The 19,245-nt window shown below is 61.1% G+C and carries 12 protein-coding genes and 2 pseudogenes; 5 read left to right on the forward strand and 9 right to left on the reverse strand.

All coding sequences use genetic code 11. The features are described from left to right. Positions 1–25: 25 nt before the first annotated feature. From LG374_RS04545 to treP, 7 genes and pseudogenes are all read right to left on the reverse strand, one after another. Positions 26–818 (reverse strand): IS5 family transposase gene (locus tag LG374_RS04545; RefSeq protein WP_225756001.1). Its coding sequence is split into 2 segments (ribosomal slippage): positions 26–553 and positions 555–818, totalling 792 coding nucleotides; the frame shifts between segments, so codons are not numbered across the junction. A gap of 520 nt (positions 819–1,338) precedes the next feature. Continuing rightward, entirely contained in the window at positions 1,339–1,557 is a 219-nt protein-coding gene (locus tag LG374_RS12405; protein ID WP_255594595.1) for a hypothetical protein, read from the reverse strand. A gap of 39 nt (positions 1,558–1,596) precedes the next feature. Further along, positions 1,597–2,898: pseudogene (locus LG374_RS04550) on the reverse strand (hypothetical protein); the annotation flags it as partial. Positions 2,899–3,662: 764 nt separating this feature from the next. Beyond that, positions 3,663–4,658 (reverse strand): annotated as a pseudogene (locus LG374_RS12505) (exodeoxyribonuclease V subunit gamma); the annotation flags it as partial. Between the two features lie 8 nt (positions 4,659–4,666). Then, positions 4,667–5,683 carry a bifunctional nicotinamide-nucleotide adenylyltransferase/Nudix hydroxylase gene (locus tag LG374_RS04560; RefSeq protein WP_225756587.1) on the reverse strand — a complete coding sequence of 339 codons (1,017 nt, stop codon included), beginning with the start codon at positions 5,681–5,683 and terminating at the stop codon, positions 4,667–4,669. 757 nt (positions 5,684–6,440) lie between these two features. Further along, positions 6,441–8,105, reverse strand: coding sequence for an alpha,alpha-phosphotrehalase (treC, locus tag LG374_RS04565; protein ID WP_225756588.1), 1,665 nt, complete (start codon positions 8,103–8,105; stop codon positions 6,441–6,443). A 59-nt stretch (positions 8,106–8,164) separates the two neighbouring features. Beyond that, on the reverse strand, positions 8,165–10,063 hold the full coding sequence (gene treP / locus LG374_RS04570; RefSeq protein WP_225756589.1) for a PTS system trehalose-specific EIIBC component: 1,899 nt from the start codon (positions 10,061–10,063) through the stop codon (positions 8,165–8,167). Positions 10,064–10,503: 440 nt separating this feature from the next. Between treP and LG374_RS04575 the strand changes: the two genes are divergently transcribed. Then, on the forward strand, positions 10,504–12,780 hold the full coding sequence (locus tag LG374_RS04575; protein ID WP_225756590.1) for a NosR/NirI family protein: 2,277 nt from the start codon (positions 10,504–10,506) through the stop codon (positions 12,778–12,780). A 31-nt stretch (positions 12,781–12,811) separates the two neighbouring features. Next, the gene (nosZ, locus tag LG374_RS04580; protein WP_225756591.1) at positions 12,812–14,725 is read left to right on the forward strand and encodes a TAT-dependent nitrous-oxide reductase; all 1,914 of its coding nucleotides are present in this window, start codon (positions 12,812–12,814) and stop codon (positions 14,723–14,725) included. Between the two features lie 273 nt (positions 14,726–14,998). Here the strand turns inward: nosZ and LG374_RS04585 are convergent, their stop codons facing one another. Both LG374_RS04585 and fbp read right to left on the reverse strand, forming a co-directional pair. Continuing rightward, positions 14,999–15,850 carry an NlpC/P60 family protein gene (locus LG374_RS04585; RefSeq protein WP_225756592.1) on the reverse strand — a complete coding sequence of 284 codons (852 nt, stop codon included), beginning with the start codon at positions 15,848–15,850 and terminating at the stop codon, positions 14,999–15,001. 135 nt (positions 15,851–15,985) lie between these two features. Next, the gene (gene fbp, locus LG374_RS04590; protein ID WP_225756593.1) at positions 15,986–16,993 is read right to left on the reverse strand and encodes a class 1 fructose-bisphosphatase; all 1,008 of its coding nucleotides are present in this window, start codon (positions 16,991–16,993) and stop codon (positions 15,986–15,988) included. Positions 16,994–17,119: 126 nt separating this feature from the next. Between fbp and LG374_RS04595 the strand changes: the two genes are divergently transcribed. From LG374_RS04595 to pdxK, 3 genes are all read left to right on the forward strand, one after another. Next, positions 17,120–17,458 (forward strand): zinc ribbon domain-containing protein YjdM, encoded by a 339-nt coding sequence (locus LG374_RS04595; RefSeq protein ID WP_225756594.1) that lies wholly within the window; start codon positions 17,120–17,122, stop codon positions 17,456–17,458. Between the two features lie 2 nt (positions 17,459–17,460). Next, complete coding sequence (locus tag LG374_RS04600; RefSeq protein WP_225756595.1) at positions 17,461–18,225, forward strand: YggS family pyridoxal phosphate-dependent enzyme; 765 nt, start codon at positions 17,461–17,463, stop codon at positions 18,223–18,225. Between the two features lie 170 nt (positions 18,226–18,395). Further along, positions 18,396–19,232: a pyridoxine/pyridoxal/pyridoxamine kinase gene (pdxK, locus tag LG374_RS04605; RefSeq protein ID WP_225756596.1), complete on the forward strand. Its 837-nt coding sequence runs from the start codon at positions 18,396–18,398 to the stop codon at positions 19,230–19,232. The last annotated feature ends 13 nt before the right edge of the window (positions 19,233–19,245 follow it).

The raw sequence follows: 19,245 nt of genomic DNA on the forward strand, positions 1-19,245 counted from the left end.
TGCTATCGCCGGTTTTAGAGCGTGTTCATAGTCTTCGTAGCAGGACTCCCAAGAAAGCCAAAGCTACCATTTGCAGACTGGTACTCAACTTACGCTCGCAGTTTTTCCAAAGCCGTCTGTTCTTTTCCAACCAGGAAAAACTGCGCTCGACTACCCATCGCTTTGGCAATACCGCAAAGCGGTGTAATTCGTTTCGTTTGGCAATCTCTACCTCCGCACCAATCAACTCCTGTACTGACGAAGCAAATGCCTTACCCGTGTAACCACCGTCAGCAAGGATTTTTTGTACCGCCCCAAGATTATCCCGCCCACGTTCCAATGCTAGCAGGCAGCCTTTTCTATCCGTAACATCCGCCGTCGTTACCGCAAGCGCATGCGGCAAACCCTGCGTGTCAACCGCTATATGCCGCTTGATACCGCTAACCTTCTTGCCCGCATCGTAGCCTTTTTCCATGGCGGTATCCGTGTTCTTCACACTCTGCGCATCAATAATCAGGAAAGTGGTTGCTTCATGATGCCCCTGCTTGCGGCGCTCCGCAACTACCTGATTTTTTTAATGCTTCCTCAAGGATGCTGATGCCACTCTCGCGTGGCTCAGTCCATCTCTGGAAGTAGGAATGCACGGTGCGCCATTTGGGGAAATCGCCCGGCAAAGCGCGCCAGGAGCAGCCAGTGCGTTGCAGGTAGAGAATGGCACAAAAGACATCGTACAAGTCCACCTGACGTGGCGCTGTGCGTTTACGGGCACTTTCCAGCAGGGGGAGGAGAGGCGCAAATTGCTCGCGACTGATATCGCTTGGGTAGGTTTTTCTGTTCATGCCGATAGTTTACAGCAGAGGCTGAGACAATGAACACGTTCTTAGACATGACGCTGAGAAGGCGTTGCATTGCAGATAGTAGTAATCCCCCGCTTGCGGGGGATTTTTTATCGCGTGCCAAGCGGAATAAGCACTGGTTTTTTATCCCCCCTTCCGCCCTTCGGGCACCTTCCCCCGCAAGCGGGGGAAGGGATTTTTGTACGGAATTCGATATTGGGTAATCACCAAGCGGCGTGTGCTAGCCTCGCCAAGCGACGGAAATACTGGGCGCACCAAGCGGGATAAATACTGGCCTCGCGCGTAGGGTGAGCTTCAGCCCACCTTGACGTCAGAGCGTTGCGGTGGGCCAAGGCCCACCCTGCCTTAATCGGCCTTGCGGCAAGCGGGATAAATACCGACCTCGCGCGTAAGGTGAGCTTCAGCCTACCTTGATGTCAGAGCGTTGCGGTGGGCCAAGGCCCGCTCTACCTTAATCGGCCTTGCACCAAGCGATGTGTGCCGGGCTTGCCAAGCGGGTTTTTCAGGCGCGGTGGTCGAGCCAGGGTTGTAGCAGCGGGGCGTAGGTTGTAAGGGCGGCGGCAATGTGGTCGGCGAGGATGGCTTCGTTGCCGCGCCACAGGTGGCGCCACAGTTCGCCGCTGTCGGCTTTGCCCTGGTCGTCGTCTATCCATTTGTGGATGAGGAGCCGGTTTTTGTCCGCGCCGTCTTTTTTGTTGAGGTTGTCGAGGTAGGCCGGCATGAGTTCGATGGGGGCCAGCCACAGTTGTTGTTGTGCGCTGCGGCGCACGGCCAGCCAGGTGTGCAGTTGTTCTGCGGCGTCTTCTGCCGGCAGGACACGCAGTTGTTCGTCGCCATCGGCGTAGTGGATGTGGCTGTCGCCGCCGGTGCCAAGCGCGTTCCAGGCGAGGTGTTCGAGCCAGTAGCGGTATTGGTGTTTGGCTTTTTGGCGGCGGGCGGAGAGGCGCGGCCAGGTGTTGCCACTCGTCGGCAGGCGGGCGGTGAGGAGGGTGTCGCCGAGGTCCAGGGTCTGTTCGGCAAGCGCTGGCGGGGTGGTGCAGCCGCTCTGGGCGAGCAGGGCGCGGTAGTGTGCCTGGTTTTCGGCGAGGCGTTGCACGAGGAGGATGTTGCCGCTGATGCCTGCGGGCAGGAGGGGCAGGCGGGCGAGGCAGGCGGCAGGGTCGCGGCCTTCTTCGAGGGCGCGGTTGATGGTGTCGTTAATGTGGTAGTTGTCGAGGGCACTCGCGGCCAGCGGTTCGCGGGCGGCGGGGGTGTCGTCGTGGTTGTCGTGGCTGATGTTGTGGGCGCGGGCGTAGGCAGCGGCGGGGCGCAGGGTGTCGCGGATGAGTTGGTCCAGCGGGAGGGTGTCGGGGTCGGTAGGGTCGGCGGCGGAAAGGGTGGCGTGGCGGAGGCTGAGGAAGGGCGGCGCCGGCGGACGGGCGCGCCAGGGTTTGTCGCACGTTGTGCCAGAGCGGCGCAGGGCGGTTTCGGCGGGTCGGGTTCGAAGGTGGCGGGGTGGGTGATGTGGTAGTGGCGCGGGGCTTCTGCGCGCTGTTCGTCGAGGTATTGCAGGAGTTCCTGGATGGGGCTGGCGGGCAGGCGCGGTTCGTTGTCGCCGGGTTCGGCGGCGTTGTAGTAGATCCAGTAGGTTTCTCCGGCGCGGCTGATGCTGTCGAGCAGGGCGGCAAGGTCTTCTTGTTCGCGGTTGCGATCGCCGGGGCGGGGGCGGTCGAGGTCGATGAGGTTGTAGCGTTCGTCGTTTTGTCGCGCCGGGTAGCGGTCGTGGTCGGCGTTCATGAAGGCGATGAGTTTGTAGGGCAGGTTGCGCAGGCCGGTGAGGCTGCCGATGGTGATGACGCCGCTGGGTTCGCGGCTGTTTTGTTGGGCGCTGAGGTGGGTTTCGATGTTGTCGAGGATGAAGGGCAGCGGCAGGTAGAGTTGTTCGTTTTGCGGGGCGAGGTCGCGGTGCGCGCTGAGTTGTTGTTCGAGGCTGGTGAGGGCGCGGTTCAGGGTTTGCCAGGCGGTGCTGTCGTGGGCGTGCTGGTAGTCGCGGTGCAGGGTGTCGCGGATGTCGGCAAGCCATGCTTGGGCCGGGGTGTGGGCGGCAAGTTTGCGCCGCAGTTCGCGGCTGCGGTTGGCGTGTTTGGCGAGGGCTTCGAGGACGGGCAGGTCGGCGAGGCTGAGGCCGGGCAGCGGGATGGTGTCGCGGTTGTCGTCGTCGCTGCTGTCGGGCATGAGGACGCCGGCGATGAGGCGGTCGAGGGCGTAGGTGTAGGTGTAGCGGTGGTCGTGGTCGTCGGGGTGCAGGGTTTGTTGCAGGTGTTCGCTGTCGAAGCCGCGTTTGTAGCCAGCCTGGATGAGGGCGGCGGTGATGCGCTGGATGTGTTCGTGGTCGCTGCCGAGGCTTTGTGCGGTGTCGTCGTTGTGCAGCCAGTCGGTGATGGTGGGGGCGTCGTAGCGGCCACTCAGGTGGGTGTAGTGGCCGGCGAGGCTATGCCAGAGGCTGGTGGTGCCGGTGTCGGGGGTGCCGACGATGCGCGCGGGCAGGCGGTAGCCGTCGTAGTCGCCGCTGCTGGGGAAGACGGCGCGCAGTACGCTTTGTTCGGCGATGGGGTCGGGCAGGAGGATGAGGATGTCAGAGAGACGGCGTGTCGGGTCGGCGTTCAGCCAGGCGATGATGTCGCCGCGCAGGGTTTCGGCCTGGCGCAGGGTGCCGTGGCAGGCGTGGATGCGCAGGCTGTCGTCGTGGGCGTCGTGCGGGGCGGCGGCGGTGTGGGTTTCGTTTTGGCTGCGGATGTCGGCCTGCACGGCGCTGAGGAGGTTGCTGACGGTGATGGCGGGGGCGTCGTGCTGGGTGGTGTTGTCGTCGGTGCTGTAGGCGTGCAGGAGGCGGGCGCGGTCGCGCTGTTGTTTGCCGTAGCGTGAGAGCAGGGTGTTGCCGTGGTCGTAGTGTGCGGCTTCAGCCCGCGCCGGGTCGCGCAGTTTGAGGCGGCGCAGCCAGCGGCTGTCCACGATGTCGCTGTATTCGCCGTCGGCGGCGGTAAGGTGGTAGAGGCGGACTTCGCTGTATTCGCCGAGGCGGATGAGGGTGCGCAGGGTGGTTTCGGTGAGGTTGGTCGGCGCGTAGAGCGGGATGTAGGGCGGGAGTTTGTCGCGCGCGGCGGCGTCGTGCGCGAGTTTGTGCCAGAAGGTGCGGATGCGTTCGGCGCGGGCGGCGTAGGTGGCGGCGAGGGTGGCCTGCCAGAGGCGGTGTTGTTGTTGGTAGTGCTCGCGGTAGTGCCCGGCCAGCCAGGCGGGTTGGCGCTGCAGGCTGTTGCCCTGGAGGAGGTCGTCCAGCGCGGGCGGCGGGTCGTGCTGCCAGGCGTCCAGCCAGTCGGGACGCTGGTTGAGATAGTGGCTGTACAGGTTGGCGAGCTGGCCGCTGTAGTGCCAGAGGCGGCGTGTCATGTCGGCGGTGAGGCGGGTGGCGTCCGGCCAGTGCTGGTGCAGGTGCGGGTGAAGCGGGTGCGCGGGGTCGGCGAGGATGGTATCGCCGTGGCGGTAGAGATAGGTGTAGAGGTGCCAGCGGATGGCGGTGTTGTTGAGCGGGGTTTGCTCACCGCGCGGGGTGTAACCGGTGATGTGTTCGACAAGGCGCCAATAGAAGCTGGTCCAGTAACGCGGGCGGACGCCGCTGGCGATGCCGCGCGCATCCGCCAGTTTTTGCAGGAGGATGTCGCCTTCCGGCAGGGTGCTGATGATGAGGTCGTATTCGCTGAAAACGCCGCCGGTGTAGTGGTCGTGGTCGGCAAGGTAGGCGGCAAAGAGGGTGTCGTAGTCGGCGCTTTCGATGAGTTTGTACATGGTGGTGTTCAGCGGTCTTCGGCGAGGCCGTCCCGGATGAGATGGTAGTGGTCTTCGTGGAAGCGGTCGCGGTGCAGGTCGTTCAGCGGGTGCCAGTAGGCTTTGGCGGCGTCATCCGCTGCCTGCACGGGCGGCAGTGTGCCGTCGAGGTGGTAACGGTGCACATGGGTGATGACGCGGCCAATGGCGCTGCGGTCGGGGCGGTCGGCCGTGCGCACGCTGATGAGTTCGGCGGGATCGAGACGCAGACCGGTTTCTTCATGGAGTTCGCGCAGGGAAGCGGTGAGCAGGGTTTCTTCGGGATTCAGGAAACCGCCGGGCAGTGCCAGGAGACCGCAGCCGGGCTGGCCGCCGCGTTCGACGAGGAGGACGTGGCCGTCGCAGGTGATGAGGTTATCAACGGTAACGAAGATCGGCGGGTAGGGGCTGGCCGCCCAGGAGGCTTTGTAGTCGCAGACGTAGCGGGTTTCCTCGGCGAGGCGACGGTAATCGGGCGTGGTGCGGAAGGTGCGCAGCGCGGCTTCGACCGCGGGCGGCAGTTCGTCTTCACGCCAGTCTTCGCCATCTTTGAGCAGGAAGTAGCGCTCGCGCAGCGGTGTGGCGCTGAGATCGCGGTAGCGCGGCGCGCCGAGGTAGTCCCACTGCGGGAAAAGGCGCAGGTAGTAGGAGCTGGCGTCTTTTTCGTAGCCGTAGAGGGCGACGCTGGCATCCGCTGTGCCGCGCGCAGCGAGAACCTCGGCGACGGTGCGCTGGATTTGCGCCACCCAGCGCTCGTCGTGATAGGGGTCATCGTGAATGGGGCGCAGGGTGATGCGCGCGTTTTCTTCCGGGGTGAGGGCGGCGCGGATCATCGCTTCGCGTTCGGCGACGGTCCACGGATTGCGGCTGCTGCGCGCCACGTCTGCCGAGCCGCAGAGGATGATGAGGTGGTCGGCATGAGCGAGCGCACCTTGCACCATGTGCAGATGGCCACGATGGAAGGGCTGGAAGCGGCCAATATAGATGAGGGTGTCGTAGTGGGGCATGAGCTGTGATCGGTTGGGAGGAGGACGGCATTGTATAGTCGCTTGGCCGATTTTTTCCGCTGCGGCGAGAATCCGCCGCTTGGCGGCGGTTCAGGTAGCCCGACCGCACGACGGCAGAAAGAAAATGTAGAAACGTTGCCTGCAACGTCTCCCACCCAAAACCCAGCATTTACGCCGCTTGGTGTCGTTCTTACCCAAAATGCAAAAAGCAGGCTACGCCTGCCCGGTGGGCCGAGGCCCACCCTACGCGGACCCAGTGTTTACGCCGCTTGGTGGCTGTTCAGGTAGCACGACCGCACGACGACAGAAAGAAAATGTAGAGACGTTGCCTGCAACGTCTCCCACCCCAAAACCCAGCATTTACGCCGCTTGGCATCGTTCTTACCAAATATGCAAAAAAGCAGGCTACGCCTGCCCGGTGGGCCGAGGCCCACCCTACGCGAGTCCTGCGTTTACGCCGCTTGGCGGCTGTTCAGGCAGCACGACGGCAGGAAGAAAACGTAGAGACCTTGCCTGCAACGTCTCCCATCCCAAGATCCAGCATTTACGCCGCTTGGTGGCGTCCCAAAACGTAGAGCGGACTTTATAGTTGAATAGATAAAAAAGCGTAACAAGGCGCGTCGCCGCAGACAGTACAAGTAGTACGGCAAGGCGACGCAACACCGTTACGATTTTTTAGATGTTTAACTATAGTCCGCTGCAAACGTTCCTTCACTTCTTTTATGGCGGGCTGAAGCCCGCCCTACGCAAAAGCCGCTTATTTCCGCCGCAGGTAGATGAGCGCCTCGTAGGGGCGCAGCGGGGTGTGGGCGCTGAGGGCGGGCGCGGCAGGGTAGTTGCCGAGCAGCAGTTGGTAGTCGCCGGGGCGGGCGAGAGTTTCCGGCGGCAGTGCGGCGCTGCTTGCCTCGTCGTAGAAGTTGGCGAGCACGATGAGTTCGGCGTCGGCATTGTCGCGGCGGTAGGCAAAAATCTGCGGATCTTCGGCAAGCAGCAGAGTGTAGTCGCCGTCCTGAATGACGCTTTCCTGTTTGCGCAGGGCTATCAGCGCGCGGTAGTGATGGTAGATGGAGTGCGGATCGCGCACGGCATCGGCGGCGTTGATGCGCGGATAGTTAGGGTTGACGCGCAGCCAGGGCGTGCCGCTGCTAAAGCCCGCTTGCGGGCTGTCGTCCCACTGCATCGGGGTGCGGGCGTTGTCGCGGCTGCGCGCGCGCAGGAGGGTGTGGATTTCCGCCGCCGGGCGGCCTTGCGCCGTGAGTTCGGCGTAGAGGTTGGTGCTTTCCACGTCGCGGTAGTCATCAATGTCGTCGAAATAGGCGTTGGTCATGCCGATTTCTTCGCCCTGGTAGATGTAGGGCGTGCCACGCAGGCAATGCAGCACGCTTGCCAGCATGGTCGCCGAGGCATGGTGGTGTTCGCGGTCATTGCCGAAGCGGCTGAGGGCGCGTGGCTGGTCGTGGTTGTTCCAGAAAAGAGCGTTCCAGGCGTTTTCCGCCGCCATGCCGGTCTGCCAGTCGCTGATGAGGGTTTTCAGGGCGGCGAAGTCGAAGGGTTGCAGCGCCCATTTTTGCTGGTTTTTGTAGTCCACTTTGAGGTGGTGGAAGGTGAAGACGCTGCTGAGTTCGCCACTCTCCGCCCCGGCATAGTGGACGCAGGCGGCGAGCGTGGTCGAGCTCATTTCGCCAACGGTAAAGCTGTCCGGATCCTGCCCGAAGCTGGCGCGGTTCAGTTCTTGCAGCCATGCGTGGACGTGCGGGCCGTCGGTGTAGTACTGGCGGCCGTCGAAGTGGTTGGGGTCGTCCTCGAAGGCGCGTTTGCTGATGAGGTTGATGACATCGAAGCGGAAGCCGTGCACACCTTTGCCGCGCCAAAAGTTGACGACAGCGGCGAGTTCGGCGCGCACGTCGGGGTTTGTCCAGTCAAGATCGGCCTGGGTTTCATCAAAGAGGTGCAGGTAATACTGCCCGACTTCCGGCGCGTAAGCCCAGGCGGGGCCGCCGAATTTGGACTGCCAGTTGGTCGGCGCGCTACCGTCGGCCTTGCCGGGGCGGAAGAGGTAGTAGCGGCGGTATTTTTCCTCGCCGGCGAGGGCTTTCTGGAACCACGGGTGCGCGGTCGAGGTGTGATTGAAGACCATATCGAGCATGATGTGGATGCCGCGTTTTCCGGCCTCCTCGCAGAGACGCTCGAAATCGGCCATGCTGCCGTAGGCGGGGTCAATGGCGCAGTAATCGGCGACGTCGTAGCCGTTATCGCGCTGCGGCGAAGGGTAGATGGGATTGAGCCAGAGGTAGTCCACGCCGAGAGCGTGCAGGTAGTCGAGTTTGCTGATGATGCCGGGCAGGTCGCCGATGCCGTCGCCGTTCGTGTCGCAGTAGGATTTGGGATAGATTTGGTAAACGACTTTGTCTTTGAAGTTCATGGGGTTGTCCTGTTTGTAGTTTGTTCTCCTTACTCTTATGGGCAAGGGGTTTTCTATCTCTAGAGGTCAATAATGCCGCCCTCGCCGCGTGTGATGTCCACGTTTTTCTGCCGCACGGTAATGGCTTCGCCGTCGGTGAAGACGATGGGGGAAACCAGCGGTTTGCCCTGCGCCTTGATGTAAGCGAGATCGACTTCGGCCAGCACGTCGCCCTGGCGCACGCGGTCGCCCTGTTTGACGCGGGCGGTGAAGCCTTTGCCGCCGAGTTCAACGGTATCCATACCGATGTGGATGAGAACCTCCCGGCCGTTGTCGCAGGCGAGGCCGTAGGCGTGACCGGTCGGGAAGGCAACGGCGACGGTGCCGCTGTATGGCGCGATGACGGTGCCGTCGCTCGGTTCGATGGCGATGCCGTCGCCCATACTTTTGCTGGCAAAGCCCTGGTCGGCAACGTCTTCGAGGGCGATGAGGCGGCCGGTCATCGGCGCAATGAAGGTTTCGCTGCTGATGAGCTCTGCGGGCGCAGGGGCGGGCGTGTGGCCTTTTTCAGCGGCGCTGAGGCGGCGTTGGCCGATGAGACAGGTGAGGATGAAGGGCACGACGATAGCGGCAGCCATGGCGAGGGCAAAGGTTTGCCAAAATTGCGGGTTGATGGAGAGGATGCCGGGGATGCCGCCGACGCCGATACTGAGCGCCTGTACGCCACCGCCGACGGAGATGACGGCAGCAGTGGCCGAACCGATCATGCCGCAGATAAGCGGGAAGCCGTATTTGAGGTTGACGCCGAACAGCGCCGGTTCGGTAACGCCGAGGTAGGCGGAGACGCAGGCGGGTACGTTCACCTGCGCGGCGCGCGCGTTGTGGCGCTGCAAGACGCTCATGGCGAGCACGCTGGAACCTTGCGCGATGTTGGAGAGGGCAATCATCGGCCAGAGGATGGTGCCGCCGAATTTGGTGGTGAGCGTCATGTCGATAGCGTTGGTCATGTGGTGCAGGCCGGTCATGACCACGGGCGCGTAGAGGAAACCGAAAACAGCGGCGAAGAGGACGTTCCAGTCGGAGGTCAGGCCGTTATAGACGACATCGGCGATGCCGGAACCGATTTTCCAGCCGATCGGGCCGACGAGGACGTGAGCGATGATGACCGCCGGCACCAGCGAGCAGAAGGGCACGACGATCATGGAGATGACGGCCGGGGTGATGCGGCGGAAGAGGCGTTCGAGATAGACCAGCACGAAGCCCGCCATGATGGCGGCGATGACCTGCCCCTGATAGCCGATCATGTTGACGCGGGCGAAGCCGAAATCCCAATGCGGGATGTCCGCCGGGGCGGTACCCGCAACGGCAAAGGCGTTCAGCAGTTGCGGCGAGACGAGCGTCGCGCCAAGGACGATGCCGAGGATGGGGGTGGTGCCCATTTTGCGGGTAATCGACCAGACGATGCCGATGGGCAGCATATGGAAGACGGCTTCGCCGATGAGCCAAAGGAACTGGTACATCCCCGCCCAGAAGACGGAGGTCTGCGCCAGCGTCTGCCCGTCGAACATTTTGATTTCGCCGATGAGGTTGCGGAAGCCGAGGATGAGACCGCCGCAGATGAGCGCGGGGATGATCGGCGCGAAGATTTCGCCGAGGGCGCTCATGATGCGCTGCAACAGGTTCTGCTGGCTGCTGGCCGCAGCTTTTACCGCATCTTTGGATACGCCTTCGATGCCGGCCAGCGCGGTGAAGACTTTATAGAACTCGCTGACTTCGTTGCCGATGATGACCTGGAACTGCCCCGACTGGGTGAAGGTGCCCTTGACGCTGGTGATAGCCTCAATGCGCGACACGTCCGCCCGCTTTGGATCTTTGAGGACGAAGCGCAGGCGGGTAACGCAGTGGGTGATGGCATTGATGTTGTCCTTGCCGCCGATGGCATCAAGCAACAGGGCCGCGTCTTGCTGGAATCTGGACATGCAAATCTCCTTTTTTCAGGGTGGTATAGGAAAACCGATTTGCCGGATTATAGCCGCTGCCGCAGGAAAACCGGCACCGCCGCCCGGCATGCCACCGATCGCTGTTCTAACCCGTCAAGCGGGATAAACACAGGGTTCTGCCGCTATCGCCCTTTTATCGTTAAACCTCTAGAGAATGGCGTTGCGCCGCCTGAACAGGCCCCGCACAGACGCGCTATGCGGAAGAAATGTGTCGCACGGACAGAAAGCAGCGCATGACGTTCCTACCCAACGTCCATCTCTGTGTTTTCTTGTGGTTTTCCTGTTGATATGCATCAAATCTCCTGTGGTCTTTTTTTTGCTATGATGCGCAGACAACAAAAGCAATAATCATCGTGGGGCAAATCATGAGACAGTTAGCTTTCGCCGACTCGTTAGTACGGCGTTTTGCGGTAATGGTCATGTTGACCATTGCCGCTTTATTTTTTGCAGAAACCGCGTTAGCAGCACCAATGCCGACGGCGAAGGAGCTGCGCGCAGCGCTTTTCCACAGCGACGGCTCGTTGCAGGAATTCACCAGCAAGGTACCGGCGACGGAGTTCTTTCCGGATGCAACCGGCTACGGTGCGATTCAGGAACAGCCGCCGCTGGTGCCGGTGTTGAAAGGTGAGGAAACGATCGGCTATGTCTTCCTCAACTCGGATTATGTGCCGTCCGGTGGTTATTCCGGCAAGCCGATTCACATCATGATCGGCGTGGACAAGGATTTCACCATCACGAAGGCGAAGCTGGTCAAGCACTCGGAGCCGATTGTGCTGATCGGCATTCCGATCGAGAAGGTCAACGCTTATATCGACGCCTATACCGGGCGTAATTATCCGCGCGACGGCATGAATCAGGACGCGCCCGATGTCATCAGCGGCGCGACGGTAACGGTGATGGTCATCAACGAGACGATTGCCCGCTCGGCGATTGCCGCTGCGAAGGCGATGCAGGGTGGCGGCGCAGAGGAAGCCGCGCCCGCGCAGCCGAAGGAATTGACTGTCGTCGATATGGACAAGCAGGAGAAAAGCAGCTGGCAGGAGCTGACTGGCAGTGGCGCGGTGCGTTCGTTCCAGCTGCACGTCGGCGAAGTCAACGAGGGTTTCATCAAGGCGAAGCACCCTGAGGCAGCGGAGCGCGCGGAAAGCAGCAATCCGGAAGACGAATTCATCGAGATGTTTTATGCACCGGTATCGGTACCGTCTATTGGCCGCAGCCTGCTCGGCGACGCCGTTTATGAACAGATGACGAAACAGTTGCAGCCCGGGCAGCAGGCGATTTTAGTCGCCGGTAAGGGTCTGTATTCGTTCAAGGGTTCAGGCTATGTGCGCGGCGGGATTTTCGACCGCCTGAAATTGAAGCAGGACGGCAACGGTTTCCACTTCCGCGACCGCAACCACCGCCGCATCGGCGACATCATGGCCACCGGTGCGCCGCATTTCCCGGAAATCGCGCTCTTTACCGTGCCGGCCGAGCAAACGCTAGATGCCGCCCGGCCGTGGCAATTGGAACTCCTGGTACAACGCGCCACCGGCCCGCGCGACAAGGCTTTCATCACCTTTGATATGGATTACAACCTGCCTGCCGCCTACACCAAGCAAATCCCCAACCCGGATTACGTTGAGCCGCCGCCCACAGCCGCGCAAACCGCCGCTCCGGCAGATGCGGCAGGTGGTGTGGCTGCCGTCCATGATGACGGTGAATTGAGCGTGCAGGCGAAAATCGCGCAACAGGCGTGGCGTGACAAGACCGTCCAGATTGTCGTGCTGGGCATCGCCATCTTCGTGCTGGTCTGCGTTTTCATGTTCCAGGACTGGATTACCCAATACCCGCGCGCTTACAAGGCCTTCCGCAACTGCTACCTTGTCTTCACCCTGTTCTGGCTGGGCGGCTACCTCGGCGCGCAACTGTCGGTGAACGGGCAGTTATCGGTGGTGAACGTCCTCGCCTTCACCAACTCGCTCATCAAAGGCTTCGACTGGAACGTCTTCCTGATGGATCCCGTCATCTTCATCCTTTGGTGCGCGACGGCCTTCGGCTCGCTGATGTGGAATCGCGGCTTCTTCTGCGGCTGGCTCTGCCCCTTCGGTGCCTTGCAGGAACTCACGAACTACATCGCGAAAAAACTGCATGTGCCGCAGTTCAAATTCCCCTTCAAAGTGCACGAACGGATGACGGCCATCAAATACATCATCTTCCTGCTGCTCTTCGGCTTCTCGCTCTACGACATGGGGCTTGCCGAACATCTGGCGGAAGTAGAGCCGTTCAAGACCGCCATCATCCTCAAATTCGGGCGCGCCTGGCCGTATGTCGCCTTCGCCCTGATTTTGCTGCTCATCGGCCTCTTCATCGAGCGTTTCTACTGCCGCTACCTCTGCCCGATGGGCGCGGCGCTGGCCATCCCCGCCAAATTGCGTCTTTTCAACTGGCTGAAGCGCTATCCCGAATGCGGCAACCCCTGCCAAAAATGCGCGCAGGATTGCCCGGTGGAAGCCATCTTCCCCGAAGGCAACATCAACGAAAACGAATGTATCCAATGCCTGAACTGTCAGGTGCTGTATCATGACAAGTCGCGCTGCATGCACCTGCTGATTGCCATCGAAAAGGCGAAAAAACAGAAAGCACGCGAAGAGCGCAACGAAGAAATCCGCGCCGCCCGCGCCGGTGCCACTAAAGTGACACCTGAAAAGGCATAAACCCGTTAAACACAAACAACAGGAGAACACCATGTCAGACGAACAAAAAGCCGGCATCAAACGACGCGGCTTCCTCGGCGGTGTCGCCGCCGCTGGTGGCGCAGCCGTTGCCGGTGGCGCCGGCCTCTTGGCCTCATCACAAACCGCGAGCGCCGAAGCGGCCTCCGAACCCAGTGATCACGTTGCCCCGGGCGACCTTGACCAATACTACGTTTTCAACTCCGGCGGTCAGTCCGGCGAACTGCGCATCCTCGGTATGCCGTCCATGCGTGAGCTGATGCGTATCCCCGTCTTCAACTACTGCGGCGCCACCGGTTGGGGCCGTACCAACGAAAGCCGCCGCATCATGCGCGAAAAAATGCTGCCGGAAACCAAAAAATACCTTGAAGACAAGGGCGGCATCTACATGAACGGCGACCTGCACCACCCGCACATGTCCTTCACCGACGGCACCTACGATGGTCGTTACGTCTTCGTCAACGACAAGGCGAACACCCGCGTTGCCCGTATCCGCTGCGACGTAATGAAATGCGACGCGATAGTCGAAATCCCGAACGTCTCCGCCATTCACGGCATGCGCCCGCAGCGCTACCCGAAAACCGGCTACGTCTTTGCCAACGGCGAGCACATCATCCCGTGGCCGAACGACGGTAAAACCGTCCTCGACACCGAAGACCCGAAAAAAGACTACTGGACCGCCTTCACCGCTATTGACGGCGATACCATGGATGTCAAATGGCAAGTGCGCGTGGACGGCAACCTCGACAACCTCGATGCCGACTACCAGGGCAAATATGCCTTCTCCACCTGCTATAACTCCGAAAAAGGTCTGGACGTCGGCGAAATGTCCTCCAGCGAAACCGACTGGGTTGTCGTCTTCAACATCAAGCGCATCGAAGAAGGCGTGAAAAACGGCGACTTCAAAGAAATTAACGGTGTCCCTGTTCTCGACGGCACCCACGGCTCCAAATACACCCGCTACATCCCGGTACCGAACTCACCGCACGGCTGTAACGCTGCACCGGACGGCATCCACATCGTCCTGAACGGCAAACTCTCGCCGACCGTTTCTGTCCTCGACGTGCGCAAACTCGACGACTTCTTTGACGACAAGATCGAAGCCAAAGACCTCATCGTCGCCCAGCCCGAACTCGGCTTGGGGCCGCTGCACACCGCATTTGACGGCAAAGGCAACGCCTACACCACGCTCTTCATCGACAGCCAGATGGTCAAATGGAACATCGAAAAAGCGCGTCAGGCCTACCTGGGCGAAAAAGTTGAACCGGTTATCGAAAAAATCGACGTGCACTACCAGCCGGGCCACAACCACAGCTCGATGGGCGAAACCAAAGAAGCTGACGGCCAATGGCTGGTCTCGCTCAACAAATTCTCCAAAGACCGCTTCCTGAACGTCGGTCCGCTCAAACCGGAAAACGACCAGCTCATCAGCATCTCCGGCGACCACATGCGCCTCGTCCACGATGGTCCGAGCTTCGCCGAACCGCACGATATGATCATCGTTGCCCGCAACAAAGTGAACCCGCTCAGTGTGTGGAACCGTGACGACGACTTCTGGAAAGAAGCGCGCGAACAGGCGAAAAAAGACGGCGTCGATCTCGACACCGCCAACACCGTCATCCGCGACGGCGACAAAGTCCGCGTCTATATGACCGCGACGGCGCCCGCCTACGGTCTCTCCAAATTCGAAGTCAACGAAGGCGACGAAGTCACCGTTTACGTCACCAACAAAGAGCTCATCGAAGACCTCACCCACGGCTTCACCCTGGGCGACTACGGCATTGCAATGGAAATCAGCCCGCAGGCAACCGCATCCGTGACCTTCAAAGCAGACCGCCCCGGCGTCCACTGGTACTACTGCCAATGGTTCTGCCACGCCCTGCACATGGAAATGTCCGGCCGCATGCTGGTTAAAGCCAAAGCCTGATACGCGGTATAGAGAACGAACTCACGACGGCACTGCCGTCGTGAGTTTTTTTATGCCGGTTGCAAAGAGAGGAAGGCGAGGCAGTGCGGCAAAGACGGTACGGATAATGCAGCAAGTCAGCCAACACGGTGGCAGCCTTGCTGCCCTACTCTACCGCCGACGGAGAATCTCTTGGTTTCTCGCAAAAATGCCCCGCGAGCGGGGCTGTGTGCGAGGAAGTTTTTATGTTTTTACTGCCAGCCGCGTGTTATTCCGCTTGGCGGCGAGTCCAGTTCAATCGAAAACGTGCTCAAACGGCTCTTCTTCATCCCAGCGGTAGGCGCGCAAGCGGTATTTGGCACCCATCTGTTTTTTGTAGCGGGCGATGGCATCCGCCAGGTTTTCGACGACGACCTGCATGTGGTAGCCGCTGGCGTGGATGACGGTGTAGGCGTCGTTGGCCAGCATGACGTGACCCGGCAGGTAGATGAGGTCGCCCCGCATCAGTTCGCACAGTTCGACGCGCTGGTGCCGTTTCTTAAGAAGCATTTCTTGCAGATCGCTGTCGCGCGGGATGTTGCGTCCGGCGCGGCGATAGGCCCACTGGCTCAATGCCGAGCAGTCAAGCCCGGCGACGCCGCGTCCGCCCCACAGGTAGCTGCGCCCCAGTTGGCTGCGCGCGGCGGCGATGGGGTCGGCAATTTTGTCGGCAGCGGCGACATGGCGGCGGTGTAGCCAGTTACCGTCTGCGAGTTGCAGGTAATCACCCGCTTTGTCGATGATGGTGAGGCAGGAATCTTGCGGCAGGGCGGTGCGGTAGGGGCTTTTCAGGTCAGGTTCGGCAGTGATGGGGGTGATGGCAATCGTGGTGTAGGTGTAAGTGGGTTTATCAGGGACGGTTTCGATGGCATCTAGCGCCACCCAGCCGCTGTAATGGTCGCGCAGGGATTGGGCGTGGATATAGTCGCCGTCTTGCGCGTAGATTCGCAGCGGTTCGCCGTAGGTGTACTGGCTAAGGCGTGCGCTCGCGGTGTCGGGTGCGGCATACACCCAGGTTTCTGGCACGCGCACACGCGCGTAACCTTGCGGTTCTCCCGCCGGGTAGAGGCGGGCAGTGTTTCCGCTTTCGACTTCTATGTCGTACATAGTTGTTCCTTTGCCGCCAAGCGGCCATGGGTATGCCCGTCTCAGAAAGGCATCCGAGAAGGCGACGCGCCGCAGACCGTACTGGCGATACGGTCAAGGCGCGCTGATATGCTCAGGTGGATTGCCGGCCTGGCATCATTGATCGGGGTTGTCGCGGATCATCTCCATGACTTTGCCGACCATGTTTTTTGAGCCGACGTAAAGCGGCACGCGCTGGTGCAGGGCGGTCGGCTGGATATCGAGGATACGGCGGTAGCCATCGGTGGCACTGCCGCCCGCCTGTTCGGCGAGGAACGCTATCGGGTTCGCTTCGTAGTTCAGGCGCAGTTTACCGTTGGGGTAGCTGCTGCCGGATGGATACATATAGATGCCGCCTTTGAGCATGTTGCGGTGGAAGTCGGCGACGAGCGAGCCTATGTAGCGCGAGGTATAGGGGCGTTTGGTAGCGCTATCGAGTTCCTGGCAGTATTTGATGTATTTTTTCACGCCGAGCGGGAATTTGAGGTACTGCCCTTCGTTGATGGAATACATGCTGCCGTCTTCGGGAATGCGGATGTTTTCGTGCGAGAGGCAGAAGATGCCGAGTGAGGGATCGTAGGTGAAGCCGTTGACGCCGTTGCCGGTGGTGTACACCAACATGGTTGAGGAGCCATAGACGATGTAACCGGCGGCAACCTGTTTGTTGCCCGGTTGCAGGAAGTCTTCGAGCGTGACCGGGGTGCCGACGGGCGTCACGCGGCGGTAGATGGAAAAGATGGTGCCGACGGCGACGTTGACGTCGATATTGGACGAGCCGTCAAGCGGGTCGGTGAGGACGACGTATTTGGCGTTCTTGTTTTTCTCGCTGGGGAAGGCGACGAAGTCTTCTTCCTCTTCCGAGGCGAAGCCGGCGACGTTATCGCGCGCCATGAAGGCGGCCTTGATTTTCTGGTGGGCGAAAATATCAAGTTTCTTCTGCGCTTCGCCCTGCACGTTTTCTGAGCCCGCTTCTCCGAGGATGTCATTGACGAGACCGGCGCGGTTGATATCGCGGTGCAGCACCTTGGCGGCAAGGCGCAAGGCGGACAAGATACCGCTCAGTTCACCGCTCGCCTGCGGGTATTCCGCCTGCCGCATCACGATGAATTCACCCAGACTTTGCATGATTCCTCCAAAAATGCACAAAAATAAACACGACTTATTATAACGCCGCCTTGTCATGAGTCCAATGCCGCACAATGCGGGCAAAGGGGGCTAAAATTGCCCATTCATCCACAAAAGGAAATTCCCATGAGCGAACTCATCTGCCCGCAGTGCGGCTGCGACTATGCCTACCACGACGGCACCAGCAACATCTGCCCCGAATGCGCCTTTGAATGGCAGGACGGCGAGACCGTCGCTACTCATGACGACGATCAGGTGCTGGACGCTAACGGTACGCCGCTTGCCGACGGCGACACCGTCGTCCTCATCAAGGCACTGAAACCGAAAGGCAGCAGCCAGAGCATCAAGCAGGGCACCAAAGTGAAAAATATCCGCCTCATCCCCGGCGCTGACCACAACATCGACTGCAAAATCGACGGCTTCGGCGGCATGATGCTCAAATCCGAATTTGTGAAAAAGGCCTGACCATGCCCGCTCCGCTCTACCCGCAAGCGACTACCGCCGCCGAAATCACCGCCAACCTCGCCCATATCAACGCCCGCATCGCCGCCGCCTGTGCCGCCTGCGGACGCGATCCGGCCAGCGTGCGCCTGTTGCCCGTCAGCAAAACCGTGCCCGCCGAACGCCTGCACTACGCCTATGAAGCGGGCATCCGCCTGCTCGGCGAAAACAAAGTGCAGGAAGCCTACGACAAATGGCAGGCGCTGGCGGATCTGGATGGCCTCAACTGGGCCGTCATCGGCCACCTGCAAAGCAACAAGGTCAAATACGTCGCCCGCTTCGCCGCTGAATTTCAGGCGCTGGACAGCCTGGATATCGCCGAAAGCCTTGACCGCCGCCTGCAACAGGAAGGGCGCAGTCTGGATGTCTTCGTGCAGGTCAACACCTCGGACGAGCCGCAAAAATACGGCATCGCGCCTGACGCCGCCGCTGCCTTCATTCGTGCCTTGCCGCAGTACAGCAGCCTGCGCCTGCGCGGCCTCATGACCCTCGCCCTCTTTTCCGACGACAAAGACGCGGTGCGCCGCTGCTTCATCCGCCTGCGCGAACTGCGCGATGGCCTGCAACAACAAAATCCCGCCGTCGCCGAACTCTCCATGGGCATGTCCGGCGACTTTGAACTGGCCATCGCCGAAGGCGCGACCACCGTGCGCGTCGGCCAGGCCATCTTCGGTGCGCGCCGCACCCCGGATAGCGAATACTGGCCGGGACTCGCGCCGGAAGGACATTGAGCCACCGGCACTCGTCAATCTCCGGAAATTTCTTCTTCCGCAAGCGGGGCGCTAAGCGGGACAAAACCCCGCTTCCCGCCTGCTCACTGATGCCTTCGTAATCGCCATCGTTATCTCGTCAGCCGCCCTTTTCCCGTCTCGAACGAACCCCGCACATAAAGGAAATTACCATGTCCCTCGACTACGCCGCCCGCAACCCGCTACCGCTTGATGTCATCAGCATCCAGTCGCAAGTCGTCTATGGCACTGTCGGCAACAACGCTGCCCTGCCGACACTCGCCGCGCACGGCCTGCGTGCCGCCGCCGTGCCGACCGTCCTTTTCTCAAACACCCCGCACTACGACACCATCCACGGCGGCGCCATTCCCGCCGACTGGTTCGCGGGTTATCTCGCCGACCTCGACCGCCGCCGCGCGCTGGCAAGCACCCACGCCGTCATCCTCGGCTACCTCGGCAGCACCGAACAGGCGATACTGCTTGCCGACTGGCTCGACGCCCTGAAAGCGCGCGCCCCCACCATCCACATCGGCATCGACCCCGTTTTGGGCGACGATAACTGCGGCCTCTACGTCCGCCCCGAACTCGCTGCCTGCTACCGCGAACGCCTCGCCGCCTGCGCCGACCTCATCACCCCGAACCACTACGAACTCGGCTACTTGAGCGGCACCGCCCCGCAGCATGAGGCGGAAACCGTCGCCGCTGCGCGCAGCCTGCTCGGTGTACGGCTGCATACCGTCGTCGTTACCAGCAGCCCCGGCGGCGATAGCGACCACATCGCCAACCTCATCGTCACCCGCGATGACGTCGCGACTACCCGCCACCCGCGCATTGCCAGCGACGTCAAAGGCACCGGCGACGCTTTCCACGCTGCGCTCACCGCTGCCCTCCTTACCGGTAAACCGCTCCAAGACGCCGTGCAACAGGCGGGCGACTGGGTTGTCGCTGCCCTGCGCCACACCGCTGCCCACGACTATGGCGAGCTGGATTTCCCGCCGCGCGGTGCATAACGATGCCGCTTGG

The organism is Cardiobacterium sp. Marseille-Q4385 (assembly GCF_916618745.1).
Lineage (GTDB): Bacteria > Pseudomonadota > Gammaproteobacteria > Cardiobacteriales > Cardiobacteriaceae > Cardiobacterium.